The following is a 16,463-nucleotide window of genomic DNA, read 5'->3' on the forward strand; positions in this document are numbered from 1 at the left end:
TCTCAAGGAGTCGATCCACCATGGCGAGCGATGCGCCGACCGCCCAGGTATCCGACCTCGACTGGCTGATGAGCGGCCTCGTGCAACGCGTACCGCACACCCGGAGCGCCGTTCTGCTGTCCTGCGACGGACTGGTGAAGTCCGTCCACGGCCTCGACCCGGACGCCGCCGACCACATGGCCGCCCTCGCCTCCGGCCTGTACTCCCTCGGCCGCAGCGCCGGCGTGCGCTTCGGCGACGGCGGCGACGTCCGGCAGGTCGTCGTCGAGCTCGACTCGACGCTGCTGTTCGTCACCACCGCCGGGTCCGGCACCTGCCTCGCCGTGATGGCCGGCCGGGAGGCCGACGCGGCCGTGCTCGGCTACGAGATGGCGATGCTGGTCAAGTCCGTACGGCCGTACCTGATGACCGCTCCCCGGCAGCAGGGCGTCGAGCCCCCGGCGATGAGGCCTTGAGCGTGAAGGCGGCCGGTGACGGGCCGTGGCTCGACGACGCGGCCGGCCGGCTGGTGCGCCCCTTCACGGTCAGCAACGGACGGACCCGGCCGACCGTCGCCCTCGACCTGATGTCGCAGGTGCGGGCCACCGGCGCCACCCCGCTCGGCTATCTCGGCCCCGAGCACGCCCAGGCCCTCGACCTGTGCCGCGCCCCCGTCCCCGTCGCCGAGGTCGCCGCCCATCTCGGGCTGCCGGTGGCCGTCACCAAGGTGCTGCTGGCGGACCTCGTCGACTGCGGGGCGCTGACCGACAAACCCCCCGCGTTCCACCACAACCCCACGGACCGGGCCCTTCTGGAGGCAGTGCTCGATGGACTACGACGACAGCTCTGACCGGGTCGACGGCGCCGGGCACGGCGGCGACGACCTGTTCCCGACCGCCCTCAAGATCCTGGTGGCGGGCGGGTTCGGGGTCGGCAAGACCACCTTCGTCGGCGCCGTCAGCGAGATCGCGCCGCTCAGCACGGAGGAACTGCTGACCACCGTCAGCGCCGCCACCGACAAACTCGACGGGATCGAGAACAAGGTCGAGACCACCGTGGCCATGGACTTCGGCCGCATCACCCTCGACCGCGAACACGTGCTCTACCTGTTCGGCACGCCCGGCCAGGAACGCTTCTGGTTCATGTGGGACGAACTGTGCGAGGGCGCGCTCGGCGCGGTCATCCTCGCCGACACCCGGCGCCTGGAGGAGTGCTTCGCCGCAGTCGACTTCTTCGAGCAGCGCGGCCTCGGGTTCATCGTCGCCGTCAACGAGTTCGACGGCGCCTACCGCTACGCCCCCGAGGAGGTGCGCGCCGCCCTCGACCTCCCCGAGGAGGTGCCCGTCGTCCGCTGCGACGCCCGGATCTCCAGCTCCGGCGTGCAGACCCTGCTCACCCTCGTCCGCCACCTCATCACGTACGCCCCCGCCACACCCACGGGATACGGCGCACCCATGTGATCCCCGCACACCCCACGGAGCCTGTCCATGAACTTCGCCCACGCCCCGGGAGCCCGCCCATGAGCTACGACCCGCCCCGCCCGGCCGGTCGGCTGCTGCTCACCCCGGAGGACCGGCAGGCGCCGGAGCGCACCCGCAGGCTGCGCCGGCTCGGACTCGGGGAGCACCCCGACCCCGAGCTGGACGCCTTCGCCCGCGGCCTCGCCGAGCTCACCGGGGCGCCGTACGCCGTGGTCAACCTCCCCGGCGAGCACGGGCAGTTCTTCGCGGGTCTGCACACCCCGGGCGTCGCCCCCGTCCTCCGCAGCGACGGCACCGGCGCCCTGCTCGGCCGGGCGCTGCCCCGCGACCACGGCTTCTGCCCGCACGTCATCGCCCGCGGCAAGGCGCTGGTGCTGGAGGACGTGACCGACTACCCGCGGTTCGCGGGCAACGCGGTGGTGGACGAGTTCGGCATCCGCTCCTACATGGGCGCCCCGCTCACCGACGGCACCGGCATGGTGCTCGGCACCGTCGCCGTCAGCGACGTACGGCCCCGCGGCTGGGGGCAGCCCGGCCTCGCCGCCATCAAGGCGCAGGCCGCGGAACTCGCCGCGCGGCTGGAACGCCGGGAGCAGGACGGGCTGCCGCTGTGACGCGTGGCGCGCCGCCGCGCCCGGACGGGTGACGCGTGAAGCAAAGCTGTGGCCGCGCTTAAGAAATCCTCGATGGACCGGTGAGGGTGTTGTACGGCAGATTGCAGTCGATTCCACTCCTCTTCCCGGACCGGGCCGCCTCGGCATGCCCGCACCCGGGACTCACCCTCAGGAGCCGTAGCGTTGAAGGCGCTGGTCAAGGAGAAGGCGGAGCCCGGGCTGTGGCTCATGGACGTCCCGGAGCCCGCCGTCGGACCCGGCGACGTGCTGATCAAGGTGCTGCGCACCGGTATCTGCGGCACCGACCTGCACATCCGGAACTGGGACGGCTGGGCCCAGCAGACGATCGACACCCCACTGGTGCTCGGGCACGAGTTCGTCGGCGAGGTCGTGGAGACCGGCCGGGACGTCCCCGACGACATCAAGCCCGGTGACCGGGTCAGCGGCGAGGGCCATCTGGTGTGCGGCAAGTGCCGCAACTGCCTGGCCGGCCGCCGCCATCTGTGCCGCGCCACGGTCGGCCTCGGCGTGGGACGCGACGGCGCCTTCGCCGAGTACGTCGTGCTCCCCGCCACCAACGTGTGGGTGCACCGCGTCCCCGTCGACCTCGACGTCGCCGCGATCTTCGACCCGTTCGGCAACGCCGTGCACACCGCGCTGTCCTTCCCGCTGGTCGGCGAGGACGTCCTGATCACCGGCGCCGGGCCGATCGGCCTGATGGCCGCCGCCGTGGCCCGGCACGCCGGCGCGCGCAACGTCGTCATCACCGACGTCAGCGAGGAGCGCCTGGAGCTCGCCCGCAAGATCGGCGCGACCCTGGCGCTGAACGTCGCCGAGTCGACCATTGCCGACGGGCAGCACACCCTCGGTCTGCGTGAGGGCTTCGACATCGGCCTGGAGATGTCCGGCCGTCCCGAGGCGATGCGCGACATGATCGCCAACATGACGCACGGCGGCCGCATCGCGATGCTCGGCCTGCCCGCCGAGGAGTTCCCCGTCGACTGGGCCCGGATCGTCACCTCGATGATCACCGTCAAGGGGATCTACGGCCGTGAGATGTTCGAGACCTGGTACGCCATGTCGGTGCTCCTCGAGGGCGGACTGGACCTCGCCCCCGTGATCACCGGCCGCTACTCCTACCGCGACTTCGAGGCCGCCTTCGAGGACGCCGCCGGCGGCAAGGGCGGCAAGGTCATCCTCGACTGGACCGCGTAAGTCATCTGCCCTCCAAGGAGCTTTGAGATGTTCGACTCCGTGCGCGACGACCTGCGCGCCACCCTCGACGAGATCCGCGCCGCCGGCCTGCACAAGCCCGAGCGCGTCATCGGCACCCCCCAGTCCGCGACCGTGAACGTCACCGCCGGCGGCCGCCCCGGCGAGGTCCTCAACTTCTGCGCCAACAACTACCTGGGCCTCGCCGACCACCCCGAGGTGATCGCCGCCGCCCACGAGGCCCTGGACCGCTGGGGCTACGGCATGGCGTCCGTCCGCTTCATCTGCGGCACCCAGGAGGTGCACAAGGAGCTGGAGGCACGTCTGTCGGCGTTCCTCGGCCAGGAGGACACGATCCTCTACTCCTCCTGCTTCGACGCCAACGGCGGCGTCTTCGAGACCCTGCTCGGCCCGGAGGACGCGGTCATCTCCGACGCGCTGAACCACGCGTCGATCATCGACGGCATCCGGCTGTCCAAAGCCCGCCGCTTCCGCTACGCCAACCGCGACATGGCCGACCTGGAGCGCCAGCTGAAGGAGGCCGCCGAGGGCGGCGCCCGCCGGAAGCTGATCGTCACCGACGGCGTCTTCTCCATGGACGGCTACGTCGCCCCGCTGGACGAGATCTGCGACCTCGCCGACCTGCACGGCGCCATGGTCATGGTCGACGACTCGCACGCCGTCGGCTTCGTCGGCCCCGGCGGCCGCGGCACCCCCGAACTGCACGGGGTGATGGACCGCGTCGACATCATCACCGGCACGCTCGGCAAGGCCCTCGGCGGCGCCTCCGGCGGCTATGTCGCCGCCCGCGCCGAGATCGTCGCCCTGCTGCGCCAGCGCTCCCGCCCGTACCTGTTCTCGAACACGCTCGCCCCGGTCATCGCCGCCGCCTCCCTGAAGGTCCTCGACCTGCTGGAGTCCGCCGACGACCTGCGCGTCCGCCTGGCCGAGAACACCGCCCTGTTCCGCCGCCGGATGACCGAGGAAGGCTTCGACATCCTCCCCGGCGACCACGCCATCGCCCCCGTGATGATCGGCGACGCGGCCCGCGCGGGCCGCATGGCGGAGCTGCTGCTGGAGCGCGGCGTCTACGTGATCGGGTTCTCCTACCCGGTCGTGCCGCAGGGCCAGGCCCGTATCCGCGTGCAGCTCTCGGCGGCGCACTCCACGGACGACGTGAACCGCGCCGTCGACGCGTTCGTCGCGGCCCGGGCGGAGCTCGACGCCTGACCGTCGCGCACCGCTGCATTTGAGACAATCGATCCCATGATCGAAGCGCGGCGGCTCCACATCCTCCGTGCGGTGGCGGACCATCGCACGGTCACCGCGGCGGCCGCCGCGCTGTACCTCACCCCCTCGGCCGTCTCCCAGCAGCTCACCGCGCTGGAGCAGGAGACCGGCCACCGTCTGGTCGAGCGCGGCGCCAAGGGCGTACGGCTCACCCCGGCCGGGGAGATCCTGCTCAGCCACACCCACGCGGTGCTCGCCCAGCTGGAGCGGGCCGAGGCCGAGCTGGCCGCGTACGGGGCGGGGGAGGCCGGCACCGTCACGGTGGCCGCCTTCGCCACCGGCATCGCGCAGGTCGTGGCCCCGGCCGTGGCCCGGCTCGCCGCCTCGGCGCCCGGCATCCGCATCCGTGTGCAGGACGCCGAGGGCGACGCGAGCCTCCCGATGGTCCTGGACCGGCAGGTCGACGTCGCCGTGGCCGTCGAGTACCGCGGGGCCCCGGCCGCCGACGACCCGCGCCTCACCCACGTCCCCCTCTACGCCGAGCCGTTCGACGCGGTCGTCCCCGTCACGCACCGCCTGGCCGACGGGCCCGAGGTGCCGCTCGCGGAGCTGGCCAAGGACCCCTGGATCGGCCCGTACCCCGGCAACCCCTGCCATGACGTGGTCGTGCTGGCCTGCGAGAACGCCGGTTTCCAGCCGCGTCTCGAACACTCCTCGGACGATTTCCGCGCGGTCGTCGCCCTCGCCTCCGCCGATGTCGGGGTGGCCCTGGTGCCCCGGTCGGCGCTGCGCGGGACGGACCTCACGGGCGTGGTGGTGCGCCCGGTCGACGGAGTGGCGCCGACGCGCCGGGTGTTCGCCGCCGTACGGCGGGGCGCGGAGGGGCACCCGCTGATCCGCCCGGTCCTGGACGCGCTCCGCGCGGCGGCCGAGGACGCCTGAGAGCCTCTTCCTGGCCGACCATATCCGGGATATCCTCCCGGATATGAAACAGCAGGAGGCCGCCCCCGATCCCGTCGACGTGCGCCTAGGTGCGCGTCTGTCCGAACTGAGGGCCGAACACGGCTGGTCCCTGGGGGAGTTGGCGGAGCGCAGCGGCGTCAGCCGGTCCACGCTGTCCCGCGCCGAGCGGGCCGAGACCAGCCCCACCGCCTCCCTGCTGAACCGTCTCTGCGCCGTCTACGGCCGCACCATGTCCCAGCTGCTCAGCGAGATCGAGGCGGAGCCGGCGCCGGTGGTGCGCGCCGCCGACCAGCCGGTGTGGCAGGACAAGGCCTCCGGCTTCGTCCGCCGCTCCGTGTCCCCGCCGCACGCCGGACTGCGCGGCGAACTCGTCGAGGGCCGCCTCACCGCCGGCGCGGACATCCCGTACGACCGGCCGCCCGTCCCCGGCCTGGAGCAGCACATCTGGGTCCTCGAAGGCGCCCTCGCCGTCACCGTCGGCGACACCGAGCACCTCGTGGGCGAGGGCGACTGCCTCAGGCTGCGCGTCTGGGGCCCCACCCGCTTCCGCTGCCCCGGCCCCGACGGCGTCCGCTACGTGCTGGCGGTGGTGCGCCCGTGAACGTCGAACGCCCCAGCGCCGCCCGGCTCCTGGAGCTGACCGGCGCGCTCGCCGACCTGCTCACCGACACCGTGGACGGCGGCGCGTCCGTCGGCTTCGTCGCCCCGCTCGACCGCGCGGACGCCGTCGCCTGGTGGACGCAGCGGTGCGCGGCCGTCGCCGCCGGACGCCTCACGGTGTGGACGGCGTCCGAGGAACCCGGGTCGGTGCTGGGCACCGTGAGTCTCGCCCTGCCCGCCGACAAGCCGAACAGCGCGCATCGCGCCGAGCTGGTGAAGCTGATGGTGCACCGCACGGCCCGCGGCAAGGGCCTCGGCCGCCGGCTGCTGGCGGTCGCGGAGGAGGCGGCCGCCGCGGACGGCATCACCCTGCTGCACCTGGACACCGAGACGGGCAGCCCCGCCGAGCACCTGTACCGCACGTCCGGCTGGACGGAGGTGGGCGCGATCCCCGACTACGCGGCGAACCCGGCCGGGGTACTGCGCCCTACGACGATCTACTACAAGAGGCTGCCGGCAGCGCGCCCTTAGGGGCGCGGGAACCGCGCGAACGGGGGCCCGGGGGCGGAGCCCCCGAATACGGGAGGGCAGGACGCCGAACGTCCGATTGTCGGTGCCGGAGGCTACTGTGCCGGCCATGCCCGATGCCGAAGACGTACGACGGATCGCCCTGTCCCTGCCGGACACGACGGAGAAGATCGCCTGGAGCATGCCCACGTTCCGGGTCGCGGGAAAGATGTTCGCCACGCTGCCGGAGGACGAGACGTCGATCGCCGTGCGCTGCCCCAAGGAGGAGCGGGACGAACTGGCCCTCGCCGAGCCGGATAAGTTCTGGATCGCGGACCACGAGGCGCAGTTCGCGTGGGTGCGGGTCCGGCTCGCGGCGCTGGAGGACGAGGGAGAACTGCGGGACATCCTCGCCGACTCCTGGCGCCAGGCCGCCCCGACCCGGCTGCTCGAGGCGCACCCCGGACTGGGGTTGCCGCCGGAGGGCTGACGGGACAGGGGCCGTACGGCCCCCTCCCGTTGTCAGTGCCCCGTGGCAGGATCCCGATCACGCGTGACCGCCGGGTCCGGAGGGGGGTCCCGGCGGCGCGCGCACCCCACGCTCACCGGAGCGACTCAGACCCCGGCGGGCACACCACCAGCGGTGAACCGGCTGATCCGCTCCCGCAGCGACCCCGCGTCCAGCCCGTGCGCCGCGAGATGCTCGTCGAACTGCCCGTAGCGGCGCAGCTCCGCCCGCCCCACACCCAGCCCCAGCACCCGGTGCGGCACGTCGGCCAGGGCGTCGTTCGCCGCCCCCGTCGACGTCCCCGCCAGATACGGCTCCACCACCACGACGTCCGTCCCCGCCGCCTCGGTGGCCCGGCGCAGGGCGTCCGCGTCGAAGGGGCGGACGGTGGTCGCGTACAGGACGGTGACGTCCAGGCCCTTGGTCGCCGCCAGCACGTTGTCCAGCATCGGCCCCACCGCGACCACCACCCCCGCCCGTCCCTCGCGGACCGTGAGGAACCGCGGCCCGTCCACCGGCCGCCCGGCCGCGTTGGACTGCAGGGACAGTCGCACGTACACCTTGTCGTCGCCGGCGGCCACCGCGTGCCGCAGCAGCGTCTCCGCCTCGTCCGGATGACCCGGCACATGCACCGTCCACCCGTCCAGGGTGTCGAGCAGCGCCACGTCGCCCGGCGCCATGTGGGTGTAGCCGCCTGCGGGCCAGTCGAAGGAGGCGGCGGCGCTCACCAGCACCGCGCCCACGTCCTGGTGTCCCAGATCCAGCTTGACCTGCTCGAACGGCCGCTCCACGAGGAAGCTGGCGAAGGTGTGCACCACGGGCCGCAGCCCGGCCAGCGCCATCCCGGACGCCGCGCCGACCAGCAGTTGCTCCCGGATGCCGACGTTGACCACCCGGTCCGGATGCCGGCGCAGCGCCTCGGTGAAACGGTCCGCGCCGACCTCCGCCAGGAGCACGGCGACCCGGGGGTCCTCGTCCAGCAGCCGGGTGACGACGGGGGCGAAACGATCACGCATCGTGTCCATGAGGATCTTCCTTCTTTAGGTGACCGAGGTGAGAGGGAGGGCGGTCTTCTGCTCAGGCGTTCTTGGGCTCGACCCGGGCCACGACCACGTGCGGCCTGCCCGGGTGCGGGGCGGTGAACGCGGCGTACAGCGCGTCGTGGTCACGGCCGTCGACCGTGCGGGCGGCCCACCCGGCCGCCTCGAACCGTGCGGCGATCCCGCCCGGACGGGCGTACGACGCCGAGGAGTTGTCGACGACGACCGTGTGCAGCCGGTCCAGGCCCGCGGGGCCGGCGAAGGCGATCGCCTCGTGGTTGCTGCCCTCGTCCAGCTCGGCGTCCCCGATCAGCGTCCACACCGCCGGGTCGTGCAGCCCCTGGGCGCGCAGCCCGAGCGCGGTACCCACCGCGATCGGCAGCCCGTGCCCCAGCGACCCGCTGCCGATCTCGACGCCCGGCACCAGCGTCCGGTCCGGGTGGTGGCCGAGCGGGGAGTCGTAGGAGCCGAAGCCGGGCAGCCAGTCCGCCGGCAGGAACCCCTTGGCGGCGAGGACGGCGTAGTACGCCATCGGCCCGTGCCCTTTCGACAGCAGGAACCGGTCCCGTCCGGGAGCGTCGGCGCTGTCGGGCCCGACCCGGAGCACCCGGTCGTAGAGGACCCACAGCACGTCCAGCGTGGACGTCGCGGCGGGCCCGTGCTTCTCGTCCCCGGTCATCAGCCCCATCAGGCCCGGGAGATCGGAGTATCCGTACGTCTGCGTGCGCTGCTCGCTGATCGTCATGTCGTCGATCGTGCGACCTCGACCAAGCTTGAGGTCAAGCGTCACCCGGAGGTGTCGTGCGCGGGGAAACGGATGCGCGATCACCGCCGTGAGTGCGGTATGGTTTCCGTGCGCGTTCGGCCGGGGGAATCCCCAGGTCAGACGGGCATCGGGACGTGGCGCAGCTTGGTAGCGCACTTGACTGGGGGTCAAGGGGTCGCAGGTTCAAATCCTGTCGTCCCGACGTGACGCGGGGCCGGTGTCGGAACTCTCCGACACCGGCCCTGACGCATGTCGGCCCCGTCAGGCGGGCGCGCCGAGCGGCGGGTGCTCCAGCACGCGCGGCTTGTACTCGACCAGCTGGGTCCGGCCGTCGAACGTGCGGCTCCCGGTCATCTCCAGAGCCACGTCCGGATAGCCGTCGTAGATGCGTTCCGCGCCCGTGGCCCCGGTGATCACCGGGAACATCACCACCCGGAAGCGGTCCACGAGACCGGCCCGCAGCAGGGACCGGGACAGGCTGAGGCTGCCGATCGTGCTGAGGATCCCCGGCTCGCTCTCCTTCATGGCGCGGACGGTCTCCACGGCGTCGTCCCGGACGAGCGTGCAGTTCGCCCACTTCAGCGGCTCCTCCAGGGAGGAGGAGAACACCACCTTCGGCGCCTGCGTGAGCTCGTCCACGGACTCCTGCTCCTCGGCCCTGAACTCGTCCTGGCCGGCCGGGACGTCGCCCGCGGCGAAACCCGACATCAGACGGTAGGTGTTCGCTCCCATGAGATAGGTGACCTTGGGCTGCTCGCCGAGCCAGGCGAGGTACTCCGGGCCTTCCAGGCCCCAGAACCCGGGCCACCCCTCTCCCGACGCACAGCCGTCCAGGGAGGTGATGAAGTCGACGAGAAGCTCCGACATGGCGTTGCCCTTTCCTCAGGTGTCACGAGTACGGACCGGCCGGGAGCCGCGAACTCATCGGCCCGCACACCCGAAATAATCGTCCGCGTATGTCCTTGATGTCCCTTTCATCACTATCTAACGTTCCCGCGGGAGACACCGTCGCGGGTTCCGACGCCCGTGCCGCCGTCCCGGAAGCGAGGTGTGGAGCGATTGCACACGAGATGCGGACGTCACCGAAGGCCGCGGCGCGCGCGGGCGCTGCTCGCCCTGACCGTGCTCGCCTCGGCGCTCGCCGCCTGCGGCGGTGACGGCGAGAGCTCCCGGCCCACCCTCAACTGGTACAACTTCCCCGACGACTCCGGCGCCCTCCAGGAGGCCGCCGACCGGTGCAGCCGGGAGTCCGGGGGGCGTTACCGGATCGTCTACAACAAGCTGCCCCGCGCGGCCGACGGCCAGCGGCAGCAGATGGTGCGCCGGCTCGCCGCCGAGGACGACTCCCTCGACATCCTCGGCCTCGACGTCACCTGGGCCGCCGAGTTCGCAGAGGCCCGCTGGATCAAGGAGTGGACCGGCGAGAACAAGCGCCGGGCCACCGAGGGCACCCTCGACGTGCCGGTCCAGACGGCGACCTGGAAGGGCAAGCTCTACGCCGTCCCGTACAACACGAACATCCAGTTGCTCTGGTACCGCAAGGACCTCGTGCCCAAGGCGCCCACGACCTGGGCCGAGATGCTCGACATGTCCCGCGACCTGGCCCGGCAGGGCAAACCGCACTTCGTCGAGATCCAGGGCGCCCAGTACGAGGGCCTCACCGTCTGGTTCAACTCCCTGATCAACAGCGCCGGCGGCTCCATCCTCAACGCCGGCGTCACCGAGCCCTCCCTCGGGCCGCCCGCCGTGAAGGCCGCCTCGATCATGCGGGACCTCGCCCGCTCCCCGGCCGCCGACCCCTCCCTGCCCAACCAGATGGAGGACCAGAACCGGCTCGCCATGGAGTCCGGAGTCGCCGCCTTCGAGATCAACTACCCGTTCGTCTATCCGTCGATGAAGAGCAACAACCCCGCGCTCTTCAAGAACTTCCGCTGGGCGGTCTACCCCCGCGTGGACGCCGACCGCCCCTCGCGGCCCACCATCGGCGGCATCGACCTGGCCGTCAGCGCCTACTCCCGCCACCCCGACCTGGCCTTCGACGCGGCCCTGTGCCTGCGCGACCGGGAGAACCAGCTCAACGCGGCGCTCAAGGGCGGACTCCCGCCCACCCTGCGCGCCATCTACGACGAGCCGGACTTCATGAAGGAGTACCCCTTCTCCAAGGAGGTCCTGGCCTCCCTGGAGTCGGCGAGCGTACGGCCGCTCACCCCCGCCTACCAGAACGTGTCGATCGCCGTCTCGCACACCCTGTCCCCGCCCTCCGACATCCAGCCGGAGAGCGACGTCGACACCATCAGGGAACAGATCGACAAGGCCCTGCGATCCGAGGGTGTGATCCCGTGAGCACCATGGCAGAGCCGGCGAAGGACGACACGCAGGCCAAGAAGTCCCTGTCGGCGGGCGCCCGGCAGGAACGGCGGCTCGGCTGGCTGCTGTGCGCGCCGGCCGTGATCGTCATGCTCGCCGTGACCGCCTACCCCATCTGCTACGCGATCTACCTGTCCCTCCAGCGCTACGACCTGCGCTTCCCCAACCGCGCCGAGTTCATCGGCCTCAGCAACTACGGGGCCGTGCTGTCCTCGCCGTTCTGGTGGGACGCCTTCTGGGTCACGATCTTCCTCACCGTGGTGTCCGTGGCCATCGAACTCGTCCTCGGCATGGGCCTCGCCCTGGTCATGCACCGCACGATCTTCGCGCGCGGCACGGTCCGCACCGCCGTCCTCATCCCGTACGGCATCGTCACCGTCGTCGCCGCCTTCTCCTGGCAGTACGCCTGGACCCCCGAACTCGGCTACCTGGCCGGGCTGCTGCCCAGCGGGGACGCCCCGCTCACCGAGCAGTGGCCCGCCCTGTGGCTGATCATCCTGGCCGAGGTGTGGAAGACCACCCCCTTCATGGCGCTGCTGCTGCTCGCCGGCCTCGCCCTGGTCCCCGAGGAGACGCTGAAAGCCGCGATGGTCGACGGAGCCACCCCCTGGCAGCGGTTCACCAAGGTGATGCTGCCTCTGATGAAACCGGCGATCCTGGTCGCCCTGCTCTTCCGCACCCTGGACGCCTTCCGGATCTTCGACAACATCTACATCCTCACCGCGGGCGCCCACGGCACCGGATCGCTGTCCATCCTCGGCTACGACAACCTGTTCACCGCGCTGAACCTGGGCATCGGGTCGGCGATCTCGGTCCTGATCTTCATCTGCGTCGGGATCATCGCCTTCACCTTCGTCAAGCTGTTCGGCGCCGCAGCACCGGGCGCGGAGGTGAAGCGCTGATGGCCGCCGCCGGCAGGTCCCACGCGACGCGATGGGCCATCGTCAACGTCGTCGTGGTGCTGTACGCCCTGTTCCCGGTGTGGTGGATCGCCGCACTGTCGTTCAAGGACCCCCGCACCCTCACCGACGGCAGCTACATCCCCACCGACTGGACCTGGGAGAACTACAAGGGGATCTTCCAGACCTCCGAGTTCACCCGGGCCCTGATCAACTCCATCGGCATCGCGCTCATCGCCACGGCCATCGCGGTCGTCCTCGGCACCATGGCCGCCTACGCGGTCGCCCGGCTGAGGTTCCCCGGCAAACAGGTGCTCATCGGGATGTCGCTGCTCATCGCCATGTTCCCGCCGATCTCCCTGGTGTCCCCGCTGTTCAACATCGAGCGGAGCATCGGCATCTTCGACACCTGGCCCGGGCTGATCATCCCGTACATGACCTTCTCGCTGCCGCTGGCGATCTACACGCTGTCGGCGTTCTTCCGCGAGATCCCCTGGGACCTGGAGAAGGCCGCCAAGGTCGACGGCGCGACGCCCGCGCAGGCGTTCCGGCTGGTCATCGTGCCGCTCGCCGCGCCCGGCGTGTTCACCACCGCCATCCTCGTGTTCATCTTCTGCTGGAACGACTTCCTCTTCGCGATCTCGCTGACCTCCACCGAGTCCGCGCGCACGGTGCCCGCCGCGATCGCGTTCTTCACCGGCAGTTCGCAGTTCCAGCAGCCCACCGGATCGATCGCCGCGGCCGCCGTGGTGATCACCGTCCCGATCATCATCTTCGTCCTGCTCTTCCAGCGGCGGATCGTCGCCGGTCTGACCTCCGGCGCGGTCAAGGGATGAGCCCGAAGGCAAGGAGGCAGCACCCATGGCCGAGATCGTCCTCGAGGGAGTCACCAAGCGCTATCCCGACGGATCCCTCGCCGTGCGGGACGTGAACCTCGACATCGCCGACGGCGAGTTCGTGATCCTCGTCGGCCCTTCCGGGTGCGGCAAGTCGACCACCCTGAACATGATCGCCGGCCTGGAGGACATCACCGAGGGCACCCTGCGCATCGACGGGAAGGTCGTCAACGACCTCGCGCCGAAGGAGCGGGACGTCGCGATGGTGTTCCAGAGCTACGCCCTCTACCCGCACATGAGCGTGCGGGAGAACATGGGCTTCCCGCTGCGGCTGGCCAAGGTCGACAAGGCCACCATCGACCGCAAGGTGGAGGAGGCGGCCAAGGTGCTCGACCTCGTCGAGTTCCTGGACCGCAAACCGTCCAACCTCTCCGGCGGCCAGCGCCAGCGGGTCGCGATGGGCCGGGCCATCGTCCGCAACCCCAAGGCGTTCCTCATGGACGAACCCCTGTCCAACCTGGACGCCAAGCTCCGCGTGCAGATGCGCACCCAGATCTCCCGCATCCAGCGCCGCCTGGGCACCACCACCGTCTACGTCACCCACGACCAGACCGAGGCCATGACCCTCGGCGACCGGGTCGTCGTGATGCGCCAGGGCGTGGTCCAGCAGGTCGGCACCCCCACCGAGCTGTACGACATGCCGCGCAACCTGTTCGTCGCCGGGTTCATCGGCTCCCCGGCGATGAACTTCGTCCAGGCGTCCCTGACCCCCGACACCCTGCGCACCCCGCTCGGCGACCTGCCCCTGGACGACCGTATGCGCCGCGAGCTGGAGCGACGGGACGCGCCCCGCGACGTCATCGTCGGGCTGCGGCCGGAGGCGTTCGAGGACACCAGCCTCGCCCGCGACACCGGCGGCCCCGTCATCACCGCCACCGTGGACGTGCTGGAGTCACTGGGCTCCGACGCCTACGTCTACTTCACCGCCGAGGGCGGCCCGGTGAGCACCACCGAACTGGAGGAGCTGGCCACGGACTCGGGTCTGGCCGACACGGGCGCCGGCGGGAACCAGCAGATCGTGGCGAGGCTCGACGCGGCGACCCGCGCCCGGGAGGGACAGCCGATCGAGCTCCGCGTGGACCTGTCCAAGGCACACGTCTTCGACCCGAAGAACGGCACCAACCTCACCCACCCGGAGAGCTGAGCCCTCCCGCAGAACGCACCGCGCCGTCCGGACCGCCCCGTGGGGAAGGCCCGGACGGCGTCGCGTGTCAGATCACGCAGCCCGCGTGCGCCAGCGCCTGCTTCAGCAGTACCCCGTGCCCGCCCGGCATCTCGCTCTGCACCGCCCGCGACACGGCCTCCTGCGGGGTGAACCACACCAGGTCCAGCGCGTCCTGCCGGGGCCGGCAGTCACCGGTCACCGGCACGATGTACGCCAGCGACACCGCGTGCTGCCGCGGGTCGTGGAACGGCGTGATCCCCTGGGTGGGGAAGTACTCCGCGACCGTGAACGGCTGCAACGACGCCGGGACCCGGGGCAGCGCCACCGGGCCGAGGTCCTTCTCGAGATGGCGCAGCAGCGCGTCACGCACCCGCTCGTGGTGCAGCACCCGGCCGGAGACCAGGGTCCGGCTGACCGTCCCGTCGGGCCCGATGCGCAGCAGCAGACCGACACTGGTGACCTCACCACTGTCGTCCACACGCACGGGGACGGCCTCGACGTACAGGATCGGCATCTGGGCGCGTGCCTGCTCCAGGTCGTCGGAGGACAGCCAGCCCGGCGTGGTCTCGGTCATGTCAGACATTGCTTGATCATACTTTCGAGGGTCAGGGCTTCACGGCCACCGCGCCGTACTGCGGCACCACAAGGCCGGCGCCGGGTTCGGCGTGCCACTGGGAGCAGGAGACCAGACCGGGCTCGACGAGCTCCAGTCCGTCGAAGAACGCGGTGATGTCGGCGGCGCTGCGGGCGGTGATCGGGGGAGTGGCGTTCGCGTTCCAGAACTCCATCGCCGGCACCTGGAGTTCCCCGCCCACCTCGGGGTCGAACGTGGGGTGGGTGAGCACCAGGAAGCTGCCCGAGGGCACCACCGCCATGACGCGGCGCACGATCTCCCGGGCCTTCTCCGTGTCCAGCACGAAGTTGAGGATGCCGAGCAGCATCACCGCGACCGGCTCGGAGAAGTCCAGCGTCGCGGACGCCCGCTCCACGATGCCGTCCGGGTCGTGCACGTCGGCGTCGATGTAGTCGGTGGCGCCCTCGGACGTGCCGGTCAGCAGGGTCCGGGCGTGGACGAGGACGATCGGGTCGTTGTCGACGTAGACGATCCGCGCGTCCGGGGCGACGCGCTGGGCGATCTCGTGGGTGTTGTCCGCCGTCGGCAGTCCCGTGCCGATGTCGAGGAACTGCCGCACCCCGCGCTCACGGGTCAGATACGTCACCGCGCGGCCCAGGAAGTCCCGGTCCGCGCGGGCGATGTCCCGGATGACCGGGATGATCGACGCGACGTGGTCCCCGACCTGCTGGTCGACCTCGTAGTTGTCCTTGCCGCCGATCCAGTAGTTCCACACGCGCGCGTTGTGCGCCACACCGGTGTTCAGCCTCGCCGAGCCGCTCGTCGGGGTGTGGCTCTCACTCACGGTCTCTCCCTCTCCCTCTCCCTCGCCCTGCCCGTACGGGCCGACCCGGCCATTGTGCATCGCGGTGATCACATTGTCCCGGGAACGGACCGGGTCGCCCCCGTGAACGGGGGCGACCCGGAAAGAAGATGACCGGCAGTCAGCGTGAACCGGCCCTGCGCAGGGTGTCCTCGGCGACGTCCTTGTCGAGCGCCGCGCGTACCAGCGCCGAGGCCAGCACGGCCGGTTCCGTCCGGCCCGCGAGACCGAGCAGCCGGTCCGGGTCCTCCGGCAGCCCCAGCCGCCGGGCGCCCTGGAGCGCCTTGTCGTCCACCAGCGGGGCCGCCTCGGGCCACACCGCCTGCACCTCGCGCAGGAAGATGGCCCCGCCCGACGGGCCGATGCCGGGGAACTCCTGGAGCAGACGGCGCAGTTCGTCCACGTCGCCGTCCGCCTCCGCGCGCAGCCGACGCAGGTCGCCGCCCCAGCGGTCCAGCAACAGCTCGGCCCCCTCGCCGAGTTGTGTGGCGGTGCGCTCGTCGTAGCGCCGGTAGCCGCCCCGGCCGAGGGCGTCGACCCGCTCCTGCCACGACGCCTCGGCCATCCGGCGGGGGTCGCGCAGCCCCGCCTCGTGCAGGGCACGGGCGGTGGGCCACGGCGACCGAGCCGCGGATGCGCGCGCTGAGGAGATGGGCCAGCACCAGCAGCCGGTACAGCGGCTGGGGCGTGTTCCGCAGGGCGATGCCCGCCTCGTGTGCGTACGTCTCGCCGTGCGCGTCGACGAGGACGCGCACCACGGACTCTTCGTCGTCGCGGCCGGCCACGGTCATCGTGTGCCC

General features: G+C 71.5%; 19 protein-coding genes, 1 tRNA gene and 1 pseudogene. 15 read left to right on the forward strand and 6 right to left on the reverse strand.

What is annotated here, in order from left to right; translation table 11 throughout:
* The first annotated feature begins 20 nt into the window (after nucleotides 1-20).
* The 10 genes from AY578_RS28975 (at nucleotide 21) to AY578_RS29020 (ending at nucleotide 7,076) form a co-directional block, all read left to right on the forward strand.
* Entirely contained in the window at nucleotides 21-455 is a 435-nt protein-coding gene (locus AY578_RS28975) for a roadblock/LC7 domain-containing protein (protein WP_019522568.1), read from the forward strand.
* A gap of 2 nt (nucleotides 456-457) precedes the next feature.
* Nucleotides 458-829 (forward strand): DUF742 domain-containing protein, encoded by a 372-nt coding sequence (locus tag AY578_RS28980; RefSeq protein ID WP_019522569.1) that lies wholly within the window; start codon nucleotides 458-460, stop codon nucleotides 827-829.
* Nucleotides 807-1,439: a GTP-binding protein gene (locus tag AY578_RS28985; RefSeq protein WP_019522570.1), complete on the forward strand. Its 633-nt coding sequence runs from the start codon at nucleotides 807-809 to the stop codon at nucleotides 1,437-1,439. The genes AY578_RS28980 and AY578_RS28985 overlap by 23 nt, the downstream gene beginning before the upstream one ends.
* A gap of 59 nt (nucleotides 1,440-1,498) precedes the next feature.
* Nucleotides 1,499-2,074, forward strand: a complete 576-nt coding sequence (locus AY578_RS28990) for a GAF domain-containing protein (RefSeq protein WP_028960931.1) — start codon at nucleotides 1,499-1,501, stop codon at nucleotides 2,072-2,074.
* 183 nt (nucleotides 2,075-2,257) lie between these two features.
* The gene (gene tdh / locus AY578_RS28995; RefSeq protein WP_019522572.1) at nucleotides 2,258-3,289 is read left to right on the forward strand and encodes an L-threonine 3-dehydrogenase; all 1,032 of its coding nucleotides are present in this window, start codon (nucleotides 2,258-2,260) and stop codon (nucleotides 3,287-3,289) included.
* 27 nt (nucleotides 3,290-3,316) lie between these two features.
* Entirely contained in the window at nucleotides 3,317-4,516 is a 1,200-nt protein-coding gene (locus AY578_RS29000; protein WP_258906122.1) for a glycine C-acetyltransferase, read from the forward strand.
* A 36-nt stretch (nucleotides 4,517-4,552) separates the two neighbouring features.
* Nucleotides 4,553-5,458, forward strand: coding sequence for a LysR family transcriptional regulator (locus AY578_RS29005; RefSeq protein ID WP_019522574.1), 906 nt, complete (start codon nucleotides 4,553-4,555; stop codon nucleotides 5,456-5,458).
* Between the two features lie 43 nt (nucleotides 5,459-5,501).
* On the forward strand, nucleotides 5,502-6,080 hold the full coding sequence (locus AY578_RS29010) for a helix-turn-helix domain-containing protein (RefSeq protein ID WP_019522576.1): 579 nt from the start codon (nucleotides 5,502-5,504) through the stop codon (nucleotides 6,078-6,080).
* Nucleotides 6,077-6,610, forward strand: a complete 534-nt coding sequence (locus tag AY578_RS29015) for a GNAT family N-acetyltransferase (protein WP_161108865.1) — start codon at nucleotides 6,077-6,079, stop codon at nucleotides 6,608-6,610. The genes AY578_RS29010 and AY578_RS29015 overlap by 4 nt, the downstream gene beginning before the upstream one ends.
* Nucleotides 6,611-6,716: 106 nt before the next feature.
* The gene (locus tag AY578_RS29020; RefSeq protein ID WP_161108864.1) at nucleotides 6,717-7,076 is read left to right on the forward strand and encodes an MmcQ/YjbR family DNA-binding protein; all 360 of its coding nucleotides are present in this window, start codon (nucleotides 6,717-6,719) and stop codon (nucleotides 7,074-7,076) included.
* 125 nt (nucleotides 7,077-7,201) lie between these two features.
* On the opposite strand, the gene AY578_RS29025 is transcribed toward AY578_RS29020, so the two are convergent.
* Together AY578_RS29025 and AY578_RS29030 are read right to left on the reverse strand one after the other, a co-directional pair.
* The gene (locus tag AY578_RS29025) at nucleotides 7,202-8,119 is read right to left on the reverse strand and encodes a transketolase family protein (RefSeq protein WP_019522579.1); all 918 of its coding nucleotides are present in this window, start codon (nucleotides 8,117-8,119) and stop codon (nucleotides 7,202-7,204) included.
* 52 nt (nucleotides 8,120-8,171) lie between these two features.
* Nucleotides 8,172-8,879: a thiamine pyrophosphate-binding protein gene (locus tag AY578_RS29030; protein WP_019522580.1), complete on the reverse strand. Its 708-nt coding sequence runs from the start codon at nucleotides 8,877-8,879 to the stop codon at nucleotides 8,172-8,174.
* A 149-nt stretch (nucleotides 8,880-9,028) separates the two neighbouring features.
* On the opposite strand from AY578_RS29030, the gene AY578_RS29035 reads away from it, so the two are divergent.
* Nucleotides 9,029-9,102 (forward strand) — tRNA-Pro (locus AY578_RS29035).
* A 59-nt stretch (nucleotides 9,103-9,161) separates the two neighbouring features.
* Here AY578_RS29035 and AY578_RS29040 read toward each other — a convergent pair.
* Nucleotides 9,162-9,767, reverse strand: a complete 606-nt coding sequence (locus tag AY578_RS29040) for a dihydrofolate reductase family protein (protein WP_136239472.1) — start codon at nucleotides 9,765-9,767, stop codon at nucleotides 9,162-9,164.
* Nucleotides 9,768-9,959: 192 nt separating this feature from the next.
* On the opposite strand from AY578_RS29040, the gene AY578_RS29045 reads away from it, so the two are divergent.
* Genes AY578_RS29045 through AY578_RS29060 form a run of 4 tightly spaced genes read left to right on the forward strand, consistent with a single transcriptional unit; the run spans nucleotide 9,960 to nucleotide 14,206 of the window.
* Nucleotides 9,960-11,243, forward strand: coding sequence for an ABC transporter substrate-binding protein (locus AY578_RS29045; RefSeq protein ID WP_199781973.1), 1,284 nt, complete (start codon nucleotides 9,960-9,962; stop codon nucleotides 11,241-11,243).
* Nucleotides 11,244-11,248: 5 nt separating this feature from the next.
* Nucleotides 11,249-12,169, forward strand: coding sequence for a carbohydrate ABC transporter permease (locus tag AY578_RS29050; RefSeq protein ID WP_258907535.1), 921 nt, complete (start codon nucleotides 11,249-11,251; stop codon nucleotides 12,167-12,169).
* Nucleotides 12,169-13,002 (forward strand): carbohydrate ABC transporter permease, encoded by an 834-nt coding sequence (locus AY578_RS29055; protein WP_215188339.1) that lies wholly within the window; start codon nucleotides 12,169-12,171, stop codon nucleotides 13,000-13,002. Before AY578_RS29050 ends, AY578_RS29055 begins: the two co-directional genes overlap by 1 nt.
* Nucleotides 13,003-13,027: 25 nt before the next feature.
* On the forward strand, nucleotides 13,028-14,206 hold the full coding sequence (locus AY578_RS29060; RefSeq protein ID WP_215188338.1) for an ABC transporter ATP-binding protein: 1,179 nt from the start codon (nucleotides 13,028-13,030) through the stop codon (nucleotides 14,204-14,206).
* A gap of 67 nt (nucleotides 14,207-14,273) precedes the next feature.
* On the opposite strand, the gene AY578_RS29065 is transcribed toward AY578_RS29060, so the two are convergent.
* The 3 genes and pseudogenes from AY578_RS29065 to AY578_RS29075 form a co-directional block, all read right to left on the reverse strand.
* Complete coding sequence (locus tag AY578_RS29065; protein WP_006130344.1) at nucleotides 14,274-14,801, reverse strand: NUDIX hydrolase family protein; 528 nt, start codon at nucleotides 14,799-14,801, stop codon at nucleotides 14,274-14,276.
* A gap of 31 nt (nucleotides 14,802-14,832) precedes the next feature.
* A complete protein-coding gene (locus AY578_RS29070; protein ID WP_028960922.1) occupies nucleotides 14,833-15,645 on the reverse strand; it encodes an SAM-dependent methyltransferase in 813 nt (270 codons plus the stop codon).
* Nucleotides 15,646-15,784: 139 nt separating this feature from the next.
* Nucleotides 15,785-16,454 (reverse strand): annotated as a pseudogene (locus AY578_RS29075) (HhH-GDP family DNA glycosylase).
* Between the last annotated feature and the right edge of the window lie 9 nt (nucleotides 16,455-16,463).

The sequence above is a fragment of the Streptomyces thermocarboxydus genome (genome assembly GCF_024760485.1).
Taxonomy (GTDB): Bacteria; Actinomycetota; Actinomycetes; order Streptomycetales; family Streptomycetaceae; genus Streptomyces; species Streptomyces cellulosae.